The sequence below is a fragment of the Nocardia vaccinii NBRC 15922 genome (assembly GCF_001613305.1).
Classification (GTDB): Bacteria; Actinomycetota; Actinomycetes; order Mycobacteriales; family Mycobacteriaceae; genus Nocardia; species Nocardia vaccinii.
Genome location: NZ_BDCC01000018.1, coordinates 1 through 22,302, shown reverse-complemented (window position 1 = coordinate 22,302; position 22,302 = coordinate 1). Strand labels below are relative to the sequence as shown.

24 protein-coding genes are annotated in these 22,302 nt (G+C 67.8%); 11 read left to right on the top strand and 13 right to left on the bottom strand.

What is annotated here, in order from left to right; genetic code table 11:
- Positions 1-93: 93 nt before the first annotated feature.
- The gene (locus tag NV1_RS13905; protein ID WP_067890686.1) at positions 94-570 is read right to left on the bottom strand and encodes a ribose-5-phosphate isomerase; all 477 of its coding nucleotides are present in this window, start codon (positions 568-570) and stop codon (positions 94-96) included.
- A 74-nt stretch (positions 571-644) separates the two neighbouring features.
- On the opposite strand from NV1_RS13905, the gene NV1_RS13900 reads away from it, so the two are divergent.
- Entirely contained in the window at positions 645-1,691 is a 1,047-nt protein-coding gene (locus NV1_RS13900) for a M48 family metallopeptidase (protein ID WP_067890683.1), read from the top strand.
- A gap of 128 nt (positions 1,692-1,819) precedes the next feature.
- Here NV1_RS13900 and NV1_RS13895 read toward each other — a convergent pair whose 3' ends face one another.
- The gene (locus NV1_RS13895; RefSeq protein ID WP_067890680.1) at positions 1,820-2,470 is read right to left on the bottom strand and encodes a mycothiol-dependent nitroreductase Rv2466c family protein; all 651 of its coding nucleotides are present in this window, start codon (positions 2,468-2,470) and stop codon (positions 1,820-1,822) included.
- 149 nt (positions 2,471-2,619) lie between these two features.
- Between NV1_RS13895 and NV1_RS13890 the strand changes: the two genes are divergently transcribed.
- From NV1_RS13890 to NV1_RS13880, 3 genes are all read left to right on the top strand, one after another.
- Entirely contained in the window at positions 2,620-3,840 is a 1,221-nt protein-coding gene (locus tag NV1_RS13890) for an NAD(P)/FAD-dependent oxidoreductase (protein WP_067890677.1), read from the top strand.
- Positions 3,841-3,999: 159 nt separating this feature from the next.
- Positions 4,000-4,401: a YciI family protein gene (locus tag NV1_RS13885; RefSeq protein ID WP_067890674.1), complete on the top strand. Its 402-nt coding sequence runs from the start codon at positions 4,000-4,002 to the stop codon at positions 4,399-4,401.
- A gap of 32 nt (positions 4,402-4,433) precedes the next feature.
- A complete protein-coding gene (locus tag NV1_RS13880; protein WP_067890732.1) occupies positions 4,434-5,648 on the top strand; it encodes an RNA polymerase sigma factor in 1,215 nt (404 codons plus the stop codon).
- A 274-nt stretch (positions 5,649-5,922) separates the two neighbouring features.
- Here NV1_RS13880 and NV1_RS13870 read toward each other — a convergent pair whose 3' ends face one another.
- Positions 5,923-6,759 carry a phosphoribosylaminoimidazolesuccinocarboxamide synthase gene (locus NV1_RS13870; protein ID WP_067890668.1) on the bottom strand — a complete coding sequence of 279 codons (837 nt, stop codon included), beginning with the start codon at positions 6,757-6,759 and terminating at the stop codon, positions 5,923-5,925.
- A 280-nt stretch (positions 6,760-7,039) separates the two neighbouring features.
- Between NV1_RS13870 and pepN the strand changes: the two genes are divergently transcribed.
- The 3 genes from pepN (at position 7,040) to NV1_RS13855 (ending at position 11,293) form a co-directional block, all read left to right on the top strand.
- The gene (gene pepN / locus NV1_RS13865) at positions 7,040-9,715 is read left to right on the top strand and encodes an aminopeptidase N (RefSeq protein WP_067890666.1); all 2,676 of its coding nucleotides are present in this window, start codon (positions 7,040-7,042) and stop codon (positions 9,713-9,715) included.
- A 350-nt stretch (positions 9,716-10,065) separates the two neighbouring features.
- Positions 10,066-10,671, top strand: coding sequence for a ClpP family protease (locus NV1_RS13860; RefSeq protein WP_067890661.1), 606 nt, complete (start codon positions 10,066-10,068; stop codon positions 10,669-10,671).
- Between the two features lie 31 nt (positions 10,672-10,702).
- On the top strand, positions 10,703-11,293 hold the full coding sequence (locus NV1_RS13855) for a ClpP family protease (protein WP_067890659.1): 591 nt from the start codon (positions 10,703-10,705) through the stop codon (positions 11,291-11,293).
- 276 nt (positions 11,294-11,569) lie between these two features.
- Here the strand turns inward: NV1_RS13855 and NV1_RS13850 are convergent, their stop codons facing one another.
- The 6 genes from NV1_RS13850 to NV1_RS13830 form a co-directional block, all read right to left on the bottom strand.
- Positions 11,570-11,983: a helix-turn-helix domain-containing protein gene (locus NV1_RS13850; protein WP_084525358.1), complete on the bottom strand. Its 414-nt coding sequence runs from the start codon at positions 11,981-11,983 to the stop codon at positions 11,570-11,572.
- Positions 11,984-12,051: 68 nt separating this feature from the next.
- Positions 12,052-12,234: a hypothetical protein gene (locus NV1_RS43460; RefSeq protein WP_157116896.1), complete on the bottom strand. Its 183-nt coding sequence runs from the start codon at positions 12,232-12,234 to the stop codon at positions 12,052-12,054.
- A 91-nt stretch (positions 12,235-12,325) separates the two neighbouring features.
- Complete coding sequence (locus tag NV1_RS13845) at positions 12,326-12,787, bottom strand: DUF5130 domain-containing protein (RefSeq protein WP_067890656.1); 462 nt, start codon at positions 12,785-12,787, stop codon at positions 12,326-12,328.
- A complete protein-coding gene (gene ctaJ / locus NV1_RS13840; protein ID WP_067890653.1) occupies positions 12,774-13,046 on the bottom strand; it encodes an aa3-type cytochrome oxidase subunit CtaJ in 273 nt (90 codons plus the stop codon). Before ctaJ ends, NV1_RS13845 begins: the two co-directional genes overlap by 14 nt.
- Before the next feature lie 90 nt (positions 13,047-13,136).
- Positions 13,137-14,675 (bottom strand): glycoside hydrolase family 13 protein, encoded by a 1,539-nt coding sequence (locus NV1_RS13835; RefSeq protein WP_067890726.1) that lies wholly within the window; start codon positions 14,673-14,675, stop codon positions 13,137-13,139.
- A gap of 286 nt (positions 14,676-14,961) precedes the next feature.
- Positions 14,962-15,399, bottom strand: coding sequence for a globin (locus tag NV1_RS13830; protein ID WP_067890651.1), 438 nt, complete (start codon positions 15,397-15,399; stop codon positions 14,962-14,964).
- Between the two features lie 448 nt (positions 15,400-15,847).
- On the opposite strand from NV1_RS13830, the gene NV1_RS13825 reads away from it, so the two are divergent.
- Positions 15,848-16,573, top strand: a complete 726-nt coding sequence (locus NV1_RS13825; protein ID WP_174557439.1) for an HNH endonuclease — start codon at positions 15,848-15,850, stop codon at positions 16,571-16,573.
- A gap of 232 nt (positions 16,574-16,805) precedes the next feature.
- Here NV1_RS13825 and NV1_RS13820 read toward each other — a convergent pair whose 3' ends face one another.
- Positions 16,806-17,378 carry a helix-turn-helix domain-containing protein gene (locus tag NV1_RS13820; RefSeq protein ID WP_067890720.1) on the bottom strand — a complete coding sequence of 191 codons (573 nt, stop codon included), beginning with the start codon at positions 17,376-17,378 and terminating at the stop codon, positions 16,806-16,808.
- A gap of 76 nt (positions 17,379-17,454) precedes the next feature.
- On the opposite strand from NV1_RS13820, the gene NV1_RS13815 reads away from it, so the two are divergent.
- The 3 genes from NV1_RS13815 (at position 17,455) to NV1_RS13805 (ending at position 19,267) form a co-directional block, all read left to right on the top strand.
- A complete protein-coding gene (locus tag NV1_RS13815; protein ID WP_084525357.1) occupies positions 17,455-18,207 on the top strand; it encodes an AzlC family ABC transporter permease in 753 nt (250 codons plus the stop codon).
- The gene (locus NV1_RS13810; protein ID WP_067890648.1) at positions 18,204-18,518 is read left to right on the top strand and encodes an AzlD domain-containing protein; all 315 of its coding nucleotides are present in this window, start codon (positions 18,204-18,206) and stop codon (positions 18,516-18,518) included. Before NV1_RS13815 ends, NV1_RS13810 begins: the two co-directional genes overlap by 4 nt.
- 119 nt (positions 18,519-18,637) lie before the next feature.
- Positions 18,638-19,267 carry a phosphatase PAP2 family protein gene (locus NV1_RS13805; RefSeq protein WP_067890645.1) on the top strand — a complete coding sequence of 210 codons (630 nt, stop codon included), beginning with the start codon at positions 18,638-18,640 and terminating at the stop codon, positions 19,265-19,267.
- Between the two features lie 7 nt (positions 19,268-19,274).
- Here the strand turns inward: NV1_RS13805 and NV1_RS13800 are convergent, their stop codons facing one another.
- The 3 genes from NV1_RS13800 to NV1_RS13790 form a co-directional block, all read right to left on the bottom strand.
- Positions 19,275-19,943 carry a DUF8185 domain-containing protein gene (locus tag NV1_RS13800; protein WP_067890714.1) on the bottom strand — a complete coding sequence of 223 codons (669 nt, stop codon included), beginning with the start codon at positions 19,941-19,943 and terminating at the stop codon, positions 19,275-19,277.
- 13 nt (positions 19,944-19,956) lie between these two features.
- Positions 19,957-20,385 carry an acyl-CoA thioesterase gene (locus NV1_RS13795; protein ID WP_281181827.1) on the bottom strand — a complete coding sequence of 143 codons (429 nt, stop codon included), beginning with the start codon at positions 20,383-20,385 and terminating at the stop codon, positions 19,957-19,959.
- Positions 20,386-20,615: 230 nt separating this feature from the next.
- The coding region (locus NV1_RS13790) for an NAD-glutamate dehydrogenase domain-containing protein (RefSeq protein ID WP_174557438.1) at positions 20,616-22,302 on the bottom strand (1,687 nt) is incomplete at its 5' end.

Here is a 22,302-nt window from a genome sequence, read left to right as displayed (position 1 = left end):
CCCGGACCGACGGCACGCGCCAGGAACGACCGCACCCCGCCGGGCTCCGCGACGAGTCCACGGGCGGGGTGCGATCGACTCCCGGTGGTGCGATCAGCCGGCCGCTGAAACCTCTGGCGCCTTACCGGTTTTCTCGTACTCGGAGATGATATCGATGCGGCGCTGGTGACGCGGCTCGTCCGACCACGGGGTAGCCAGGAAGGCGTCGACGATCGCCAGCGCCTCGGGCAGCGGGTGCATCCGGCCACCGATGCCCATCAGCTGAGCGTTGTTGTGCTGACGGGCCAGCTGCGCGGTCTCCACGCTCCAGGCCAGCGCACAGCGCGCGCCGGGCACCTTGTTCGCGGCGATCTGCTCGCCGTTTCCGCTACCGCCCAGCACGATGCCGAGGCTGCCCTCGTCGGCGACCACCCGGCGGGCGGCATCGATGCAGAACGCCGGGTAGTCGTCGACGGCGTCGTATTCGTGTGCGCCGCAGTCGACCACTTCGTGCCCGGCCTGCTTCAGGTGTTCTTTGATGTGGTTCTTCAGCTCGAAGCCGGCATGGTCGGCACCCAGGTATACGCGCATGGCAGCGATTGTGTCAGGCCCCGCACATCGCTCCGACGCGGGGCCGACGGCGGATTTTCTATAGAGTTCACGGCATGCAGCCCGAGCACCACCCGCCGCCCTCGACACCGCAGCAACCGCCGGGCTGGAACCCGGTCACCGGCATGTCTGGGTGGGATCCGCGGCTGGGCCCGCCCGGCTGGTCACCGCAGACGCCCTACACACCGCCGCGGCCGCCGCTGGTGCAGCACGCCCGGGGACTGTCGCCGTACGGTATGCCCGCCAGACACAGCTGGGAGATCCCGATGTTGATCATCGTGATCGTGGTGACCGTGCTGGCCTATCTGGTGACCTCGATGCTGGTGCTGCTCGGCGTGATCAACTACTACACGCTGGCATTCCTGGCCGCGCCGATCCTGCTGTGGTTCGGCCGCGGCGCGAATTACGCGACGCAGCGGGTCAACGCGGTGAAGATGTCACCGACCCAGTTCCCCGAGGGCCACCGGATGGTGGCCGAGGCGGCGGCGCGCTACGGCATGCTCACCCCGCCGGAGGCCTATGTGCTGCTGGGCAACGGCCAGATCAACGCCTTCGCGTCCGGCCACGGTTTCCGCCGCTACGTCTGCGTGTACAGCGATCTGTTCGAGGTCGGCGGCCAGGCCCGCGACCCCGACGCGCTCGCGTTCATCATCGGCCACGAGGTCGGCCACATCGCGGCCGGGCACACCTCGTACTGGCGCAACCTCGGCATGTTCCTGGTGCCGTTCCTGCCGATCCTGGGCAATGCCCTGATCCGCACCCAGGAATACACCGCGGACAATCACGGCTACTGCCACCGGCACATGGGCGCGCCCGGCGCGATGCGCGTGCTGGCCGCCGGAAAGTATCTGAACGCGCTGGTCGACATCAACGAGATGGCCGACCGGGCCCCGCAGGAGAAGGGCTTCTTCATCTGGGTGGCCAATGCGATGTCCTCGCACCCGGTGCTGACCCGGCGAATCTGGGCGCTGCGCGACCGCAGCCGACACGGGAAGCTGTTCCTGCGGCCCAGCGCACCGACTCCGGTGCAGCACAATGGGACTCATCTTCCCGCTTATCTGCCGCCGGGTCGGCACATCGAGATCCCGAGCAGCGTCCGCTGACCGACCGGAATCCCCTTCGCCGCCGACGATCGGATCGCGGTTCCCGCACGAGGTTGCGCCGTAGCGGGCGGTCGCGATAACGCGACGGCGACCGGGGCGCACCGAATGACGGTGCGCCCCAGGCTGTTTCAGTCGAAAACCGGCCCCTCGGTGCGAGTCCGCTTGAGTTCGAAGAAGTGCGGGTAGGAGGCCAGCGCCACCGCGCCGTCCCACACCTTGCCGGCCTCCTCGCCGCGCGGGATGCGGGAGATCACCGGGCCGAAGAAGGCCACGTCGTTGATGTGAATGGTGGGGGTGCCCACGTCCGGGCCGACCTTGTCCATCCCGGCGTGGTGGCTCACACGCAGCGCCTCGTCGTACTCGGTGCTGGTGGCGGCCTCGGCCAGTTCCGCGGGCAGGCCGACTTCGGCGAGGGATTCCGCGATCACCAGGGCGAACGTCTCGGCGCGGTCCTCGCGCTCGTATTCTTCCTTGCGGTTGTGGATACGGGTGCCCATCGCGGTGTAGAGCGGGGCGAGTACCTCGTCACCGTGTTTCTGCGCGGCGGCGATGGCCACGCGCACCGGTCCCCAGGCGGACTTCATCAGCTCCACGTACCGTTCGGGCAGACCCTCACGTCCCTCGTTGAGCACCGCCAGGCTCATCACGTGGAAACGAGCCTCGATGTCGCGGACCTTCTCGACCTCCAGAATCCAGCGGGAGGTGATCCAGCACCAGGGGCACAGCGGATCGAACCAGAAGTCCACCCGGTCCTTGGCGCCGGTTGTCGCATCACTCACGTCGCAGTCCTCTCGAAAGTTCGCCGGCGGTGGCGCACTGCCACCCTCGATTCTGATCAACCACGGAAACTTCCGGATATTTCCCGACCGTGTCGGTGCCTGGCAGTAGGGTCGGAGACGACCTGGTCACCGTCGCACGGAGGGTTGGTATGAGCACAGATTCCAGGTTCGTCATCGTCGGCGGCGGGCTCGCCGGGGCCAAGATCGCCGAGAATTTGCGCTCAGGCGATTTCGCCGGTGCGCTGACCTTGATCACCGCGGAGGATCATCTGCCGTACGAGCGGCCGCCGCTGTCCAAGGAACATCTGCTGGGCAAGCAGGCTTTGCCCGATTTCACGGTGCAGCCCGCCCAGTGGTACCGCGAGCACGATGTCGAGGTGGTGCTGAGCACCACCGTGGCCGGAATCGATCGCGCGACGAAAACCGTTGCGCTCCCGGACGGTTCGACCCTCCCCTACGACAAACTCGCCCTGGCGACCGGATCGCGCCCGCGTCGGCTGCCGCTGCCCGGCGCCGATGCCCAGGGCGTTCATCACCTGCGCACCATCGAGGATTCCGATGCGCTGATCGAGCTGTTCGGCTCGATCCGGCGGCTCGCGGTGATCGGCGCGGGCTGGATCGGGCTGGAGGTCACCGCGGCGGCCCGCGCGGCGAATGTCGAGGTGACGGTGCTGGAGACCGAATCCGTTCCGCTGCGCGCCGCGCTCGGCCCGGAGATGGGCCGGGTCTTCGCCGATCTGCATCGCGCGCACGGGGTGGATCTGCGCTGCGGCGTCCGGGTCGCGGAAATCGTCACCGATCAGGGTCGCGCCACCGGCGTCAGGCTCGACGATGACAGCGTCATCGAGGCCGACGCGGTACTCGTCGCCGTGGGCGCGCGTCCCAACACCGATCTGGCCACCGATGCCGGGCTCGCCGTCGAGGGCGGGGTTCTGGTCGACGAATCGCTGGCCACCAGCGATCCGAATATCGTCGCTGTCGGCGATATCGCCGATCAGCAGCATCCCGTGCTGGGACGGCGAATCCGGGTGGAGCACTGGGCGACCGCGCTCAATCAACCCGCCGTGGCGGCACAGACCATGCTGGGCACGCCGGCGGTCTACGACCGGGTCCCGTACTTCTTCACCGACCAGTACGACCTGGGTATGGAGTACACCGGCTACGTCGGCCCGGATCAGGAAACCACCCTGGTGGTGCGCGGCGATACCTCCACCCGTGAATTCGTCGCCTTCTGGCTGGACTCCGGCGATCGGATGCTGGCCGGGATGAACGTCAACATCTGGGATGTCACCGACCGGATCAAGGAACTCATCCAGGCCGGTGAGCCGGTCGATCGTCAGCATCTTGCCGACACCTCCACGCCGCTGTGACGTAAGTCACTATCGCGATGTGATGATTCTTCGCCCGCGGCTCCGACCTCTCATCAGACACCCGATGCGAAGCAAAGACACGGACCCACGTTCGCGGCCTGCCGCGGATCGTGCACCCGCCGAAGCACAGCAACGGCCGAAGAGATACCGGAGCCGACCATGAAATACATGTTGTTGAAGACCTATTCGCCCGCCGAGTACTGCGACATCCCGATCACGGAGTGGACGCCCGAGGAGATCGCCGCACATATCGAGTTCCAGCGGATGCTGGGCGAGCAGTTGCGTAACTCCGGCGAACTCGTCGACGCGCAGGGCCTCGCCTACCCGGATCAGGCGCGGGTGGTCAGCTCCGACGGCCGCTCGGCTCCGGTGGTGACCGACGGCCCGTTCCCCGAGACCAAGGAGTTCCTGGCCGGGTACTGGATCGTCGACGTCGACACTCCCGACCGCGCCGTCGAGATCGCGGCCCAGGCCTCGGCCGCACCCGGTCCGGGCGGCAGACCCATCGGCGAGCGGATCGAGGTCCGTCAGGTCATGGATGCTCCGGCCACCGACTCGTGAGATCGGTTCGCGCCGTGACCGATCGGCGAAACATGGAAGTCGCCTATCTCCTGCGGGAGGTGGCCCCGACCGTGCTCGGGGTGCTGGCGCGGCGGTTCGGAGACTTCGACGCTGCCGAGGACGCCGTACAGGAGGCGATGCTGGCGGCCGCGACGCAGTGGCCCGAGACCGGGCTGCCGGACAATCCTCGGGCCTGGTTGATCCAGGTCGCGCAGCGGCGGATGGTCGATGCGGTCCGGGCCGATATCGCCCGACGCAACCGCGAGATCACCGCCGCGACGCGAGATATACAGCCGCACAACGATATCGAGCCCGCACGCGAGGACACCCTGACCCTGTTTCTGCTGTGCTGCCATCCCGCGCTGTCACCGGCGAGTGCGATCGCGCTGACCCTGCGCGCGGTCGGCGGGCTCACCACCGAGGAGATCGCTCACGCCTTCTTGATTCCGGAAACCACCATGGCGCAACGTATTTCGCGTGCGAAGAAGCGCCTGGAGACACTGGAGCGCCCCTTCGCGCTGTCCGAGCGAACCGAAACCGCCGGATGGGCCGATCGGCGCGAATCGGTTCTGCACGTGCTGTACCTGATGTTCACCGAGGGCCACACGGCCTCCACCGGCCAGGCGGTACACCGTGCCGACCTGGCTTCCGAGGCGATCCGGCTGACCCGGATCGCCCACCGCCTGCTGCCGGACGACCCCGAGGTCACCGCCCTGCTCGCGCTGATGCTGCTCACCGACGCCCGCCGCGCGGCCCGCACCGGCCCCAGCGGCGAACTCATCCCGCTGCCCGAACAGGATCGGACCCGCTGGAACCGCACCCAACTCACCGAGGGCATCCGCCTGGCCACGACGGCCATCGCCACCGGCCTCGACGGCCGCTACCGGCTCCAAGCCGCGATCGCGGCCCTGCACGCCCAGGCCCGCCGGGCCGAAGACACCGACTGGTCCCGAATCCTGCTGCTGTACACCAAGTTGGAAGCCCTCACCCCCAACGCCATGATCACCCTGAACCGCGCGGTGGCCACCGCGATGGTGTACGGCCCGGCCGCCGCCTTGGCCCTGACCGACACCGTCGCCGCCGCACTGTCCGGCCATCACCGCCTCGATGCCGTACGCGCCCACCTGTACGAGATGGCTGACGACCGGCCCGCGGCAATCGCCTGCTACACCGCCGCCGCCCACCGCACGACCAGCGTCCCCGAACGCGACTATCTGTTCCTGCGCGCCGCACAACTGCGGCAATGACGCTGCGCAAAGGATTATTCGAACCGTCGAGGCATCGAGGCACCGACAGCGCCCGCAGCGGTGGATATCGACCACCGCACCGACCGCGTACGGCTGTCGAAACGCCATGACCGAACCGATCGGCGCTCGGTCGAATCCACCGGCGTACGAATCGAACTCGCCCGCCGACGGGCCCCGGCCGAACCTCGACCAGCCCGTCCGCCGGCGCGGGGCGCCGTCGACGACACCGCCGAGCAGACTCGGGACGGACTCCGTGCCGTCGCCGGTGGGCCGCTCAAGCGCGAGCCGAACTCCATGTCTCCCCGGTGATCAGCTCGTATGCCTCCTGATACTTCTGCCGGGTCGCGGCGACGATGTTCTCGGGAATCTCCGGACCCGGGTACTCCTTGTTCCAGCCGGTGGAGGTGGCCCAGTCCCGGACGAATTGTTTGTCGAAGGAGGGCTGGCTGTGTCCGGGCTGCCATCGATCGGCGGGCCAGTAGCGGGAGGAGTCCGAGGTGAGGACCTCGTCACCGAGCGTGAGAACGTCGGCGTCCCAGCCGAATTCGACCTTCGTATCGGCGATGATCACACCGCGGTCGGCGGCGTGAGCCGCGCCGCGCGTGTAGATCTCCAGGGTCAGATCGCGCAGGTGCTCGGCCACCTCGCGCCCCTCCTGGGCGACGACGTCGTCGAAGGTGATCGACTCGTCGTGCCCTACCGAGGCCTTGGTGGTCGGGGTGAAGATCGGCTCGGGCAGCCGGTCGCCTTCGCGCAGCCCCGGCGGCAGCGCGATTCCCGACACCGAGCCGGTGGCCCGGTACTCCTTCAGGCCCGAGCCCGACAGGTAGCCGCGGGCGATACATTCCACCTGCACCATCTTCAGCGGCTTCACCCGGACCGCGCGTCCGGCGAATTCCGCCGGCACATCCGTCGTCGACAGCACGTGGTTGGGGATGCCGGTCAGATGGTCGAACCACCAGTTCGACAGCTGGGTCAGCAGCGCTCCCTTGTCCGGGATCGGCGTCGGCAGCACCACGTCGTAGACCGATACCCGGTCCGATGCGACCAGGATCAGCGAATCGCCGTCCTCGTACAGATCGCGCACCTTACCCGCGTGGATGTGCCTCAACTGTCCTCCTCGTATGCGCGCCGGTGATACAACCGATTGCCGACCTGCGCGCTCAGCCTACCGAGGGGCACCCGGCCGCCGGTCGCGGGCACGTACCCGCCCCCGACGCCCCGCGACGTGGCATTCTGGGCACCGTTGCGTTCGCACCCGTGCACGACAGGCGATCCCTATCGCGCCGCGGAGGCGAATGGACGACGCACCGAGCCGACGGCGCCGCCCACTCCACGGACCGGATGGGCAGCCCGCCCGGCACAGTTCTCCGACCAGCGAAGGAGTCTCCTTGTCCGCACCGAACCTCACCCGTGAACAGGCGATCACACGGGCCGCGACGATCACCGTGGAGAACTATCGCGTCGAACTCGACCTGACGGGCCGGCAGTCCGGGTCCGAAGCCGTGTCGGATGGCGGCACTGACGAGACGTTCTTCTCCCGGTCCACCGTCACGTTCACCGCGCAGCCCGGGGCGGAGACATTCGTCGACTTCGTCGGGGCCGGTGTGCGGTCCGCGGTGCTCAACGGAGTCGCGATCGAGATCGGCGAGTACGACGAATCCGCGGGGATCACGCTGACCGGTCTGGCCGAGCGCAACGAACTCGTCGTCGAGGCCGACGCCGAATATTCGCACACCGGCGAGGGTCTGCATCGGTTCGTCGACCCCACCGACGACAGGGTCTACCTCTACTCGCAGTTCGAAACCGCCGATGCCAAGCGGATGTTCGCCTGCTTCGACCAGCCCGACCTGAAGGCCACCTACGACATCACCGTCACCGCGCCGCAGGACTGGGAGGTCATCTCCAACGGCGCGGCCACCGATACGGAGTGCACCGGCGAGGCGGTGCGGCACACCTTCGCCACCACCCCGAAGATGAGCACCTACCTGGTGGCGCTGATCGCGGGTCCGTACGCGAAGTGGACCGACACGTACTCCGACGACCACGGCAGCATTCCGCTGGGCATCTACTGCCGCGCTTCGCTGGCCGAATACATGGACGCCGAGCGGCTGTTCACCGAGACCAAACAGGGCTTCGGCTTCTACCACGCCAATTTCGGTGTGCCGTACGCGTTCGGAAAGTACGACCAGCTGTTCGTCCCCGAATTCAACGCCGGCGCAATGGAGAACGCGGGCGCGGTCACCTTCCTCGAGGATTATGTGTTCCGCTCCAAGGTGACCCGCGCCTCGTACGAGCGCCGCTGCGAGACCGTGCTGCACGAGATGGCGCACATGTGGTTCGGCGATCTGGTCACCATGAAGTGGTGGGACGACCTGTGGCTGAACGAGTCCTTCGCGACCTTCGCCTCGGTGCTCGCCCAGACCTCGGCGACCGAATACACCAGCGCCTGGACCACATTCGCGAATGTGGAGAAGTCCTGGGCGTACCGCCAGGATCAGCTGCCCTCCACCCATCCGATCGCCGCGGACATCCCGGATCTGGCCGCGGTCGAGGTCAACTTCGACGGAATCACCTACGCCAAGGGCGCTTCGGTGCTCAAGCAGCTTGTCGCCTACGTCGGCCGGGAGCCGTTCCTGGCCGGACTGCGCGACTATTTCGCCGACCACGCCTACGCCAACGCCACCTTCGACGATCTGGTGGGCGCGCTCGAAAAGTCCTCGGGCCGTGACCTTTCCAGCTGGGGTTCGCAGTGGCTCAAAACCACCGGCCTGAACATCCTGCGCCCGGAATTCGAGGTGACCGACGGTAAGTTCACCTCGTTCGCGGTGGTGCAGGAGGGGGCCGCGCCCGGCGCTGGTGAGCACCGGGTGCACCGTCTGGCCATCGGCATCTACGATGACCAGGACGAGGCGGGAGCGACGGGCACGCAGGAGGCAGCCGGCGTAACCACGCAGCGCCCCGCGGACGCCTCCATCGGGCACCGTAAGCTGGTGCGCACCAAGCGCATCGAGCTGGATGTGGACGCTGCCGGACGCACCGAGGTGCCCGACCTGGTCGGCGTGGAGCGCGGCAAACTGGTGCTGATCAACGACGACGATCTCACTTACTGCTCGGTGCGGCTGGACCCGGAATCTCTGGAGACGGTCACCACCCGCATCGCCGATATCGCCGAATCGCTTCCGCGCACCCTGTGCTGGTCGGCGGCGTGGGAGATGACCCGCCAGGCCGAGATGCGGGCCCGTGATTTCGTCGCGCTGATTCGCCGCGGCGTCGGTGCGGAGTCGGAAATCGGTGTGGTGCAACGTCTTCTGATGCAGGCGAACACCGCGCTGAGCAGTTATGCCGATCCGGAGTGGGCCGCGGGCACCGGCTGGCCGGAATTCGCCGATCGCCTGCTGGAGCTGGCGCGGGCGGCCGAAGCCGGATCGGACCACCAGCTCGCCTTCGTCAACGCACTGACCGCGGCGCGGTTGTCGCCTGCGCACACCGAGGTCCTGAACGCGCTGCTGTCCGCCGATCCCGCGAGCGCCGGGCTGTCCGGCTTGGTGGTCGACACCGACCTGCGCTGGCGAATCGTGCAGGCGCTGGCCGCATCCGGGGTCATCGACGCCGACGGCGCCGAAACCCCGGTCATCGACGCCGAATTGGATCGCGACCCGACCGCCGCGGGCCGTCGGCAGGCCGCATCCGCCGCGACCGCGCGCCCGCAGGCCGAGGTCAAGGAGCGCGCGTGGGATTCGGTGCTGACCGATGATTCGCTGCCGAACATCACTACCCGCGCGATCGTGAGCGGCTTCGCACCGGCCGGCCAGGCCGACTTGCTCGCCCCTTACGTGGCGCGCTACTTCGCCGAGATCCCCGCGGTCTGGGAGCGGCGTTCCAGCGAGGTCGCCCAGACCGTCGTGGTCGGCCTCTACCCGCACTGGGCGATCACCGACGAGGCCGTCGCCGTGGCGGACAAGTTCCTCGCCGACGATCATCCCCCGGCCCTGCGCCGCCTGGTCGTCGAGGGCAAGGCGGGGATCGAACGTTCCCTGCGCGCAAGGGCTTTCGACGCGCGCTGAGTGATTCGCACGCCGCACGGACGACCCCCTGCCACCGCTACGGCAGGGGGTCGTCCCGCATCCGGACACTGCTCGACCAGCACCGCCCGCGCCCGTGCGGGCACGACGTGCGCACCGGGGCGATGCCTGTGTGCGAAAGCCCGGCCGGGCCATGTGCTGAACAGGTCGGCGTCAGCGCTAGCCCGGCCAGTGCTCCATGAACCGACGGCATTCCACGAGTTGTCCGCACCGCACAACCGAAACATGTTGCTCGCAGGCATATTCAGATCACCGGTCTCCCGCTGCTGTGAGCAGATCCGCTCTGGGCAGCATGCGGCGATTTCGCGGCGATCGCACGGCACTGTGGTGGCATGGCTCGAGACGACAAAACCCCGATGTTCGGTTGGCGGATGCGCGAACAGCTGTTCGGCCGCCGCATTCTGGTACTCGACGGACCGCTGGACGACGACAACGGCACGGTGCTGACGACGCAACTGCTCACCCTCGCCGCGGAGGATCCCGGCGGGGCGGTCTCGCTGTGGATCCACTCCCCCGGCGGCTCGGTTCCCTCCATGCTCGCGATCCGCGACACCATGCGGCTCATCCCGTGCGAGGTGTCCACGCTGGCGCTCGGATTGGCTTGCAGCGCAGGACAATTCCTGCTCTCGGCGGGCAGCCGCGGACGGCGGTTCGCCCTGCCGCACGCTCGAATCCTGATGCATCAGGGTTCGTCCGGCATCGGCGGCACCGCCGGTGAGGTCGAGGTTCAGGCGGACGATCTGCGGCACACGGTGAACACGGTGCTCGGCATCATCGCCGAGGACACCGGGCAGCCCTTCGACCGGATCTACGAGGATTCGCTGCACGACCGCTGGTTCACCGCCGAGCAGGCCAGGGATTACGGCTTCATCGACCACATTGTCGATTCCTTCGACCAGGTCATCCCGAAACGGCCACGGGTGGGGATCAACGCATGACCGACCGGACCACGACCACCGAGGTGCACTCATGACCAGCTACACGATTCCGAACGTCATCGCCCAGCATCCGCACGGCGAGCGGATCATGGACGTCTACTCCCACCTGCTCACCGAGCGGATCGTCTACCTGGGCACCCCGATCGATGCGGGCGTCGCCAACGCTCTCATCGCGCAGCTGCTCCATCTGGATGCGGACAGTCCGGGACAGGACATCAACCTCTACATCAACTGCGAGGGCGGCGATCTGCCCGCCATGCTCGCGGTCTACGACACCATGCAGTACGTCCGCTCCCCTGTCGCGACGACCTGCGTCGGCCAGGCCATCGCGGTCGGCGCGGTCCTGCTCGCGGGCGGCACCGCGGGACGCCGCTCGATGCTGCCGCACGGCCGCGTCGTCCTGCACCAGCCCGCCACCCGGGGCCAAGGCGCCATCCCGGACCTGATCCTCCAGGCCGACGAGCTGGTCCGCATGCGTGCGGAGATCGAATCGATCCTGTCCCGGCACACCGGTCGGGACATCGAGACTCTCCGGCACGACACCGACCGCGACCGGGTCTTCACCGCGCGGTCCGCCGTCGACTACGGCCTGGTCGACCGCATCCTCGACCCCATCGGCTGACCAATTCCTCGGCGGCCGTCAGCTCCGACCACTCCGCGGCGCGGCTCGAAACCTATTGCCGCCGAGAGGCCCTCAGTCAGTGGCGGACAGCTCGCCGCTGGGACGGCCGCACGGGGGCGTCGCCGAGACCGGGCATCGACCGGTACCCGGCGACGACGGCCGCCGTGGCCTCGCAACAATCGTCCGCGACGCCGGTGCGGACATCGCGGTGACGGCAGGCCGGTCGCCCGATGCCCGAATGCCAGGGCCACACCAGAAATGGACAGCCGTGGGCACTTACGCGGCCAGCGCGTACATCGTCGGCCCGGAGGTTCGCCGCGGCACGCCCGTGGCGAATGCGCTGCGGCGCTGTTGATACAGATCGCGCACGATCAGTTCGGTAAGGCCGATCAGCGTGGTGCCGAGAGCTCCTGCCAGCGCGGCGATCATCTCGCTGGACGGGTCCTTGCGCCCGCGCTCGACCTCGGACAGGTATTGCGGCGAAACGCCTGCGCGGCCAGCGGTTTCGACGAGCGTCTCGCCCTGTTCGGTGCGCAGCGTCCGGAGCCGTCGCCCCAGCGCCTCTCGCCACAGCGGCTCACCGGTGTGCCGCGCCGGTTCGGCTCGCGCCGGATCGGGGCGAGCCGCATCCGGCTCGGATCGTCCGTCACGTCCGCCGGGAATCGCATGAAGTCGCGGATGCTGCGCCATGATCCGAGCCTACGAGCACCCTGCCCGCCGCACGCGCCGATTCTGCTCACAGCAGATATCGGCCCGTATCACCCGCGGTTGCGAGCGGGCGCGGTCAGGTACGCGATGGCCATATCGGAGGTATCCTCGGTCCAGCGCGGCCAGGAGATGCCGTCCGGGACGGCCTGCACCGTCAGCATGCGGTGTATGCATCCGCCGAGCACGATGCGGAAGACCACGGTCAACGCCGTCACGGGGTCCGTACGCCGCACTCGGCTCCCCTGAACTCGAGAACGGCCCGTCAGCTTCGCGCTGACGGGCACGTCGTCGTGCGACGGCTCGAGTCGCGGGGAGGCGGGGGAACTAGCTGATGGCCGAGCCCATGACTCGGACCGCGGAGACCAGACCGTCGATCAGCTGGCCCTGACGCAGCGAGCTGAGCAGAGCGGTCAGTCCGAGCTGGCAGATCCGGTCGTTGACCCGGTCGGCCACGTCGCGACCCGAACGCACCTCGACGGCCTTGTCGTTCGGGGAGACGGCGATGAGCACCGAACGTGCCGCCTCGGGGGTGCTCGGGAAGATCGCGTCGGCGCCCGCGGCCGGATCCGCGCCCAGATCACCGATGTAGACGTTGAACCGGATCTTGGTCGCGCGAGTGACCTCGGTGAGCGTGTTGTCCATGATCAACCGCTCGGTGTCGCTGAACGGCGCCTCCCGGAACACGGTGCCCGGCTCGTGCACCCCGGATACCCGTCCGCTGGTGGTGACGACCCATCCGTGCGGGAGGTCGGCCTCGACCACCGCGGGCCACTTAGAATTTGCCACTTGCCCGGCCTCCGATCAGGTCCGACTCGGCGGATTCGATTGCATCGTGGGTGCCGTGCGAGGTGTCGTGATGGCCGTGGCCGGTCACCTCGTCGGTCGCGCTCCACAGCACCGGGTCCGCGGTCCACTTCTCGCCGAGGTTGTAGTGGACCGGCTTCTCCCCGGGATACGGCTTGCCGAGGAACGACAACCCCGCGATGACCGCGTAGATCACCAACGGAATGCCGACAAAGATCAGCACTGTCTCGAGAATGCTCACGACCCAACGGTAGTCGATGCGCCGGAGAGCGCGTCGGACTGGTGAGCCTGTCACCCGTGCGTGTCGATTCACACCCGCCGAGCGCCGCCGCTACACCAGCCACACCGCCGTATCCGGGGGCAGCGCGGCGCCCTCGATCGGCACACTGGACAGCAGCACATCTCCGGGCGGCAGCGGCGTCGGCACGGGCGAGGTGTTGAGTACGCAGGTCAACCCGCCCGCGCGCCGGAAGGCCAGGCATCCGGCCGGACTGCCGTACCACTCCAGGCCGGTTCCGGCGAATTCCGGTCGCACACCACGCAATTCGATCGCCATCCGGCACAGTGACACCATCGAGTCCAGTCGCTCGAGCTGCGACTCCACGGTCAAACCGGCCCACTGCGGCGGAACCGGCAGCCAGGACTGCTCGGCGCTGGTGAATCCGAACGGCGGCTGCCGGCCCTCCCACGGAATCGGCACTCGGCACCCGTCGCGACCGCGTCGGGTGTGCCCGGACCGCTCCCACACCGGGTCCCGCAATGCGTCGTCGGGCAGATCATCGACATTGGGCAGGCCCAACTCCGAACCGTTGTACAGGAATACCGCGCCCGGCAACGCCAGCTCGAGCAGGATCATCGCTCGCGCCCGGCGCAGCCCCAAGGCCCCGCCGCCGTACCGGGTCACCTCGCGTTCGATGTCGTGATTGGACAGCGTCCAGGTCGGCACGGCACCCACCGAGGCCACGGCCTCGATCGAGTTATCCACTGCGGCACGAATTTCCGCGGCGTCGAAGGCGGTCTCCGCGAGCCGGAAGTTGAAGGCCAGATGCAATTCGTCGGGTCGCACGTATTCGGTGAATCGCGCGTTGTCGTCCACCCACACCTCGCCGACCGACACCGCGGCCGGATATTCGTCGATCACCTTGCGGAAGCGGCGGTGGATGTCGTGCACCGCCGGATTGTTGAACCGCGGATCGCCGTCGTCATGCACGAGCATCCGGGTATCCACGCGGTCCATATCGGGCAGCCCCGGTGGTTTGGCCATACCGTGCGCCACGTCGATGCGGAATCCGTCGACGCCGCGATCCAGCCAGAAGCGCATGGTCCGCTCGAAATCCGCGCTCACCTCAGGGTTGTCCCAGTTCAGATCGGGTTGTTCGGCGGCGAAGATGTGCAGGTACCACTGGCCGGGCGTGCCGTCGGGTTCGGTGACGCGAGTCCAAGCCGGGCCGCCGAAGATGCTGGGCCAGTTGTTCGGCGGCTCGGCCCCGCCGGGACCGCGGCCGTCGCGGAAGATGTAGCGATCACGTTCGGGACTGCCGGGCGCCGCCGCCAGCGCGGCGGCGAACCACGGATGCCGGTCACTGGTGTGATTGGGCACCAGGTCCATGGTGATTCGCATACCGCGATCGTGTGCCTCGGCGATCACCTCGTCGAACACCTCGATATCGCCGAAGAGCGGATCGATATCGCGCGGATCGCTGACGTCGTACCCCCCGTCTGCCATCGGCGAGCGCATCACCGGGCAGATCCACAGCGCGTCGACGCCGAGGAGTTCGAGATAGCCGAGCCGGTCCAGCAAGCCGCCCAGATCGCCCACGCCGTCGCCGCCGGAGTCGGCGAACGAGCGCGGATAGACCTGATAGAACACCGCCGAGCGCCACCACCGCCCGTCGGGCGCATCGGGCGCGGCCGCTGCCGATTCGTCGGAAACCTCGGGCCCGGACGAGGCCGTCGGAACAACCACGGAGGACCCCTCAGCCGGGCTTGCCGCCGGATCTCCGGGTGATGAAGGCGTCACGACACCCAATAGTGCCAAAGGTTTCCGGCGAAGGTGCGGCAACTACGCAGTGTTGGTGACATTTGGCAAATGATCAGCAGACGTTACCCGTTGTCCGGAAAAGCTCTGGGTTGCACCAGGTTTTGTGCCACGCCATTCAGAAAGGCGAGTTGACCAGCGAATTCGCCGCCATCTCCAGATAATCCAACAGGGCCCGACGGTGTTCGTCGTCCATGACATCGCTTCCGATCTCGTCGACGGCGATGTGCATACAGCGCAGCCACGCATCGCGTTCGATCGGCCCGATTCGAAACGGCATGTGCCGCATGCGCAGTCGCGGATGTCCGCGCTCGTCGGAATAGGTGCGCGGACCGCCCCAGTACTGTTCGAGGAACATCCGCAGGCGCCGCTCGGCGGGCCCGAGATCCTCTTCCGGATACAGCGGGCGCAACACCTCGTCGGCGGCCACCTCGCGGTAGAACGTCGCGACCAGTCGCCGGAACGTCTCCGCGCCGCCGACCGCCTGGTAGAACGCCGCCGGATCCGCCGCACGTTCCGGGGAGCTCGCGGCCCCCGCGCCCGAACGCTCAGCCATATGCGACCACCTCGCTCGGTCCGGTGTGCTCGCGGCTGTTCGCGGCTCGTCGTTCACCGGCCACCTGTTCGCTCCATTCGTCGCCTCGTTCGCGGCCATCGGACGCGGCATGCGCCCCGCGCGCATGCCGTCGCTCCAGCCGGATACCCCGCCGTACTCGCAGCATAGTCGGCGGCCGGGAACCGGCCGGTCGGCCGCGGGATCGCGACACCGCCCGCACGACGCGCACCGTGGCGCCCGATCCGAACCGGGCCGATCCCGCCGATTCCCCAGCAGCGGGAATATCGACCGGCATCCGTCCGCGACAGCCGCCGATCACGTGCTGTTCATCCGAACGTGCCCGACAATGTGCGAAATAATCGTGCATTGGTACGAGTTCCGTGGTCAACTGGGTGGCAGTGTCTGCCCAGATACCATACGAACCGGACTACACGAATTCGGGGTCCTCATGAAGCAGCGGCACAGCGCCCGGTCCCAGGAGGCCAGGGCGCATCGACAACTCCAGCCCGCCGACGTCCACAATCGTGGGTCGGGGGCCTCTCCGCTGCAGATCTTGTCCGAGTATTCCCATCCCGATCGTGACCACACCGATCGCGAGCATCACTCTCCCTGCGATACCCCGGTGCATCGCAATCTGGAGAATCCAACGCAGGCCGCATGGCGCAAGCGCCGGGTGCTGCTTCTGAACGCCACCTACGAGCCCCTGACCGCCCTGTCCGCACGTCGCGCAATCGTGCTGCTGATCTGCGACAAGGCCGACGCCATCCACCACAACGCCGAGGGGCCGGTCGTACATTCGGCCGGTGCGTCGATCGCGCTGCCCTCGGTCATCCGACTTCGCAACTACGTCCGCGTGCCGTATCGCGCGCGAGTCCCGATGACCCGCGCGGCCCTCATGCACCGCGACCGGTACCGCTGCGCCTACTGCGGCGGCAAGGCCGAAACCATCGACCACGTGATTCCGCGCAGCCGCGGCGGCGCACATTCGTGGGAGAACTGCGTCGCATCCTGTGCACCGTGCAATCACCGCAAGGCCGACAAGCTGCTCAGCGAACTGGGCTGGACTCTGCACCACCCGATGGTCGCCCCGAAAGGACCGCACTGGCGGCTGCTGTCGACCACGGCCGACCTCGATCCGGTGTGGTTGCAGTACCTCGGCGAGGGAGCCGCGTAGCCGCCGGCGGACGACATCGAGGCCACCGAGCCGAGTGGTGCGGTGTACGCACTCGTCCGAGTGCGCGACGAGGCCGAGACGATCGGCGAACCTGACGACCGAGGACCGGGCTGACAATCGCTTCGGCGCGTGGTTGCTGTGCCGCCGCGGGTAGCGGAACGTGCGGCGACCGCCGGGACCGGTTCCGCGCCGAACGACCTGCGCTGCGGGAAATGCGTTGCGGCGGAACAGCTCAGGCGTAGTCACTGGCGAGCATGCCCCAGGTGCCGGGTTCGAGGGCCTCGAAGACGTGCGGCCGGTCGCCGGGGTAGCAGATGTAGTCGCCGGGGTGTAGTTCGGCGGGGTCGTCGGCCGGGCCGACCATCGCGCGACCCGCGGCCAGCAGGACGTGTTCCACGATGCCGTGCAGATGCGGGTCCGAATCGCGGGGGTGCCCGGGTTCGGCGGTAACGCGGAACAGGTCGCGGCGCACATTGGGTGGTGAGGCGGCCAGTAGCGTGGCCCGATAGCGTGAGGTCGAGGACGCCACCTCCGGCCCCTCTCCGGCGCGGATCACCCGCACCTGGGGCTGCGGGGGATCCAGCAGATTCGAGAACGGGATACCCAGAGCGGTGCACAGCGCCCACAGGGTTTCGATACTCGGATTACCCGAACCCGATTCCAGTTGCGAGAGTGTGGATTTCGCGATTCCGGCGCGTCGGGCCACCTCGGTGAGCGAAAGCCCGGACCGCGCGCGCTCACGGCGCAGCCCGGCCGCGATCGCCTGCTGCGGGGTCGATTCGGGGATGCTGCGCTGCTCGGTCATCGTGATTCCAGAGGGTACATGGGGCGTGCCCGAGGCGACGTTGACGAACCACGCCGCCGCGTTCACTATAGAAGCCGTGCGTTCGATACAACGAACACTGACTCGGAGTGATCTCACCGGTATCGCGGCGGTCTGTCTGGCCGTCTGCGTGATCGGCGTGTCCTACGGGGCCACGGCGATCACCTCCGGACTGCCCGCCTGGCTACCGATCGTACTCAGCGTGCTGGTGCTGGCCGGAGGCGCCGAATTCCTCTTCGTCGGCATCATCGCCGCAGGTGGTGGCCCGATCGCGGCGGTGCTCGCCGGATTGCTGGTCAATGCCCGGCATCTGCCGTACGGACTGGCCCTGCCGGATGTGCTCGGTACCGGTTGGCGTCGGCTGCTCGGCACACACGTGATGAACGACGAATCGGTCGCGATGGCGCTCGGCGAAGCCGACCGCGAACGCAGCCGCGCTTCGTATTGGCTGTGCGGTCTGGGCGTTCTGCTGGCCTGGCCGCTGGGCGCACTGCTCGGTGTCGGCCTCGGCGCCGCGGTTCCGAACCCGGACGAATTCGGCCTGGACGCGGTCTTTCCCGCGGTGCTCATCGCACTGGCGCTGCCCGCCCTGCGGAATCGTGGAACGCGACGCGCGGCGCTGGCCGGAGCCGTGGCGGCAGCCGTTGCCGCCCCGTTCCTGCCCGCGGGAATTCCGGTGTTGCTGGCGCTGCCCGCCGCCTTCCTCGCGCTGACCGCAGGGTCGATGCTCGGCAGAATTCGCGCCGCACGCCGGGCGAGCCGGAGCGTGTCATCGAACAGGCCGGACGCGGAACGGAGCACCGCGCCATGACCGCCGCACTGATCGCCGGAGCGGCCGGCCTCGCCATCGGCACCTTCGGCTTCCGATTCGCCGGTCCGATGCTGCGTCGTCGCATGACCTTCCCGCCGCGCGTCGCCCAACTGCTCGAGATCGGCTCGGTCGTCCTGCTGATCGCGCTGGCGGTCACCACTCTCGTTCCGGTCGACCACCGGGCCCGATTCGCGTTGCCCGCAGGTGTGCTGGTCGCCGCGATCCTCGCCTGGCGCAAGGCCCCGCTGGTCGTGGTCGCCCTCGCCGCGGCATCCGCCACGGCACTGTTGCGCCTGGCCGGAGTGGCCTGAAGACCACCCGTGCCTGGCGAACTCAGCAATTTCTCAGCGTGGGTGTGCGAGCCTGGATAATCCGCGCAATCACGGTGCGAGCGACGTTCCGACCGCACCTCGACCGAGAAATCGAGGATATGACCAGCGACATCCAGGGCATGGATCCGTCCGGTATCGACGGATCCTGGTACGTCGACATGACCCGATTCGCCAAGGACACGCCCTGGCTGAACACGCCGATGACCGTGTACAGCGGAATCGGAGTCGGGTTGTTCGTGGTGTTCATGGTCATCGGCTGGTGGCTGGCCCGCAGGCGCGACGCATCGGCGATGGCCGCGGCACTGGCGGTTCCGTTCGCCGCGCTCATCGCCTACATCGTCAACGACGCCATCAAACTGATCGTCTCCGAACGACGCCCCTGCTATCGGTTCCCCACCGCATTCCTGCTGGAGAAATGCCCGGCACCGGAGGACTATTCCTTTCCCAGCAATCACACCGTCGTCGTCTTCGCCATGGCGGTGGCATTACTGGCGGTCAACCGGCGACTGGGGATCTGGGCGTTCGTCGCGGCTGCGGTCATGGGCATCTCCCGGGTGTACGTCGGCGCGCACTATCCGCACGATGTCCTCGCCGGCGCCATCGTGGGTGTGGTCATCGGCTATGTCGCCGCGATTCTGTTGCGGCGCACCGCCACTCCCCTGGTGAGGAAACTGTCGAGCGGACCGTTGCGTCCCGTGCTCACCGCCTCCGATCCCGTGCGCCGGTAACCGCTGGTCAGCGAGCGAGCAGGGCGGGCCCGCGTCGGCGGGCCACCGACCCGTACCGGGCGTCCAGGCGCAGCCAGGTCCGGCTGGCGCGGACCCGAACCATCTCGCCGGGAGCGATCCGGCGCGGATCGGGACGGTCACCCGCGTGCGGAATGAAATCCATTGCGGTCAGGGCGAATACGACCCGCATAGGAACCTCGGCCCGCTCACCCGCGCCGGTGACGGTCAGCACCGTCTGCTCCAGCAGGGAGGCGGGCGGACCGTGGCCGCTACCGTGCTCGGCGGCCAATTCCACGCCACGCTCGGCCAGTTCGACCAGCGAGCGGGCCGGAATGTCATCGATATGGGTGAATCCCGTCACCGGCGGCAGGGCCGTGCGCCAGGCCGAGTCCATGGAGAACCCGAGAGCGATCCGGCCGTCCGACGCGGGAGCACGCAAGCCCGACAGCAACACGTCACCACCGGCGGTCACATCGTCGACACCGAGTGCGCCCACCACCGTGCGCACGGCCAGAACCTCGAAACTCGTTGCGGCCCAAGCAGAGATGTAGCGATCGTCGCGGCGGCGCAGCCGGATCACCGCAGCCGGGTCCAAGCGCACCGCTCGGCCGACGAAGGTGGTGAGGTTCTCTCGTTCGGCGGGATCGGGGATCAGTAGCGTCCCCTGTCCGGGCATCATCGCCGTGTCATCACTTCCACAGAGCCAGGTAGTCACGTTCGGCCGGGGTGATGCGGCGCAGGCGCTGAGTATCGATATCGAAGGCGGCCATCTGGGTGGTGGCGATCACCGACGCCCGCGAATCGGGCGCCGTACCCGAGGCCCGCACCTCATAGCCGATGGTGAAATCCACCGCTCGCAGTTGTTCGATCCACATCGCCACGTCCAACGGGGTGTCCTCGTGACGGAGTTGTCCCTTGTACTGCACATGCAGGTCGACCAGGACACAGCCGGTGCGCAACCCATCGGTGGGCTTCTCGTCGCCGAACAACCACGGAATCCGCGCCTCCTCCAGCAACGTCACCATCCGGGCGTGGTTGATGTGCTGGAAGACGTCCATATCGGACCACCGAACCTCGACCTTGGTGTGGAAACGCCGGGGCAGCGCGACACCCTCGATGCTCTGCTCACTGTCCGGCGAACCGACACTCGTCACGCGATACCTCCCGATCGGACGGCCGCCCGCTCATCGCGGGCGGCCGGAGTTGCTGAGCTTCTGTGCCCGGCCGGGTCCACCGCCACACCGCGTGCGGACCGAATCGGCTATCCAGTATGCCGCCCACCCGCGATCACCAGAGGACCGGATCGGTCCTGCCGGTCGCCCTCGATCGGGGACCGGCAGGACGGCACTCAGCGCATGTCGGACTGCACGCCGACTCCGCTGACCATGCTGCGGACCTGGCGAGCCGCCACCGAAAGGGTGGCCAGGTCGTGGGTGCCGGATTCGAACAGTTCCGACAGGGCGGCGCGGGCGCGGCCGAGACGGGCCTGGTTCTTGGATTCCCAGTACGCGATCTTCTCTTCGGCGGTCTCCTCCGGATCACCGGCCGACAGCACGTCCAGGGTGAGCGAACGCAACGAGGAGTACATATCGTCACGCAGTGCGAGCCGGGCCAGCGCGTGCCAGCGATCACCCCGTTCGAGGTGGCTGACCGCCTGCAGCAACCAGTCCACCTTGAGGTGCTCGTTGAGTGCGTAGTACAGCGCGCCGACCTCGCCGCCGTCACGTTCGGTGATATCGGCGATATCGATGACGTCCAGCAGCGGGAACAGATTGAGCAGGCCGAGCACCTCGGTGGCCAGCGCCTCCGGCGCACCGCGGGCGATCAGCTTCGTCGTCTGTTCCTCGAGCGTGTCGATGTGGTGACCGCGCAGCCACCCCGGCACCTGCGGTGCCAACTCGCGCACCGATTCGCTGTACCGATGAATTTCCGAGCCCACGGCGATCGGCTGCGGCCGGTTGCTCAGCAACCACCGCGAGGCCCGATCAAGGGTGCGCTTGGTCTCGAGTTCGAGATCATCCTTGACCGCGACCGAGGTGTCGGAAGCACGGATACGCCGCCAGATCGAATGCAGGTCGAAGATCTGACTCGCCGCCGCGAACGCACGCGCCGAATCACCCGTGCTCGCACCGATCTCCTCGCTCAGCCGATGTGCGTAGGTGATGCCGCCCAGATCCACCATCTCGTTGATGACCATGGTGGTGACGATCTCGCTGCGCAGCCGATGCCGCTTGATCGCCGCACCGAATCGCTCGCGCAGCGGTGCCGGGAAGTATTCCGGCAGCCGCGCCGAGAAGTACGGGCTTTCGGGCAGATCGGTCTCGAGCAGGTCGGCTTTGAGCGAAAGCTTCACGTGCGCCATGAGATTCGCCAATTCGGGTGAGGTCAAACCGATTCCGGCCTCGGCCCGGCGATTCATCTCCGCCTCCGAGGGCAGCGCCTCGAGTTCGCGGTCGAGGCCGCGGCGCTCCTGGAGATCGTCGATGACGCGCATGTGCACATTCAGCATCCGCGGCGCCTCGGTCCTGGACATACCCATCAGGAAGTTCTGGGATACGTTGTCCGCCAGAACCATCGCGGACACGTCGTCGGTCATCGAGGCCAGCAGCGGATTGCGGTCGGCCGCGGGCAGCTCGCCACTGGTCACCACGCCATCGAGCAGGACCTTGATGTTGACCTCGTGGTCCGAGCAGTCCACGCCCGCAGAGTTGTCCAGCGCATCGGTGTTCATCTTGCCGCCGTTGGCGCAGAACTCGATCCGACCCAGCGCCGTGGCGCCGAGGTTGCCACCCTCACCGATGACCTTGACCCGCATGGCGTTCGCGTTGACGCGGATCGCGTCGTTGGCCTTGTCGCCGACGTCGGCGTTGGACTCGGTGGATGCCTTCAGATAGGTACCGATACCGCCGTTCCACAGCAGATCCACCGGGGACAGCAGGATGGCGCGCATCAACTCCGGCGGCGAGAGCGAGGTGATGTTGTCGGCCAGCCCCAGCGCCGCGCGCACCTGCGCGCTGATCGGCACCGCCTTGACC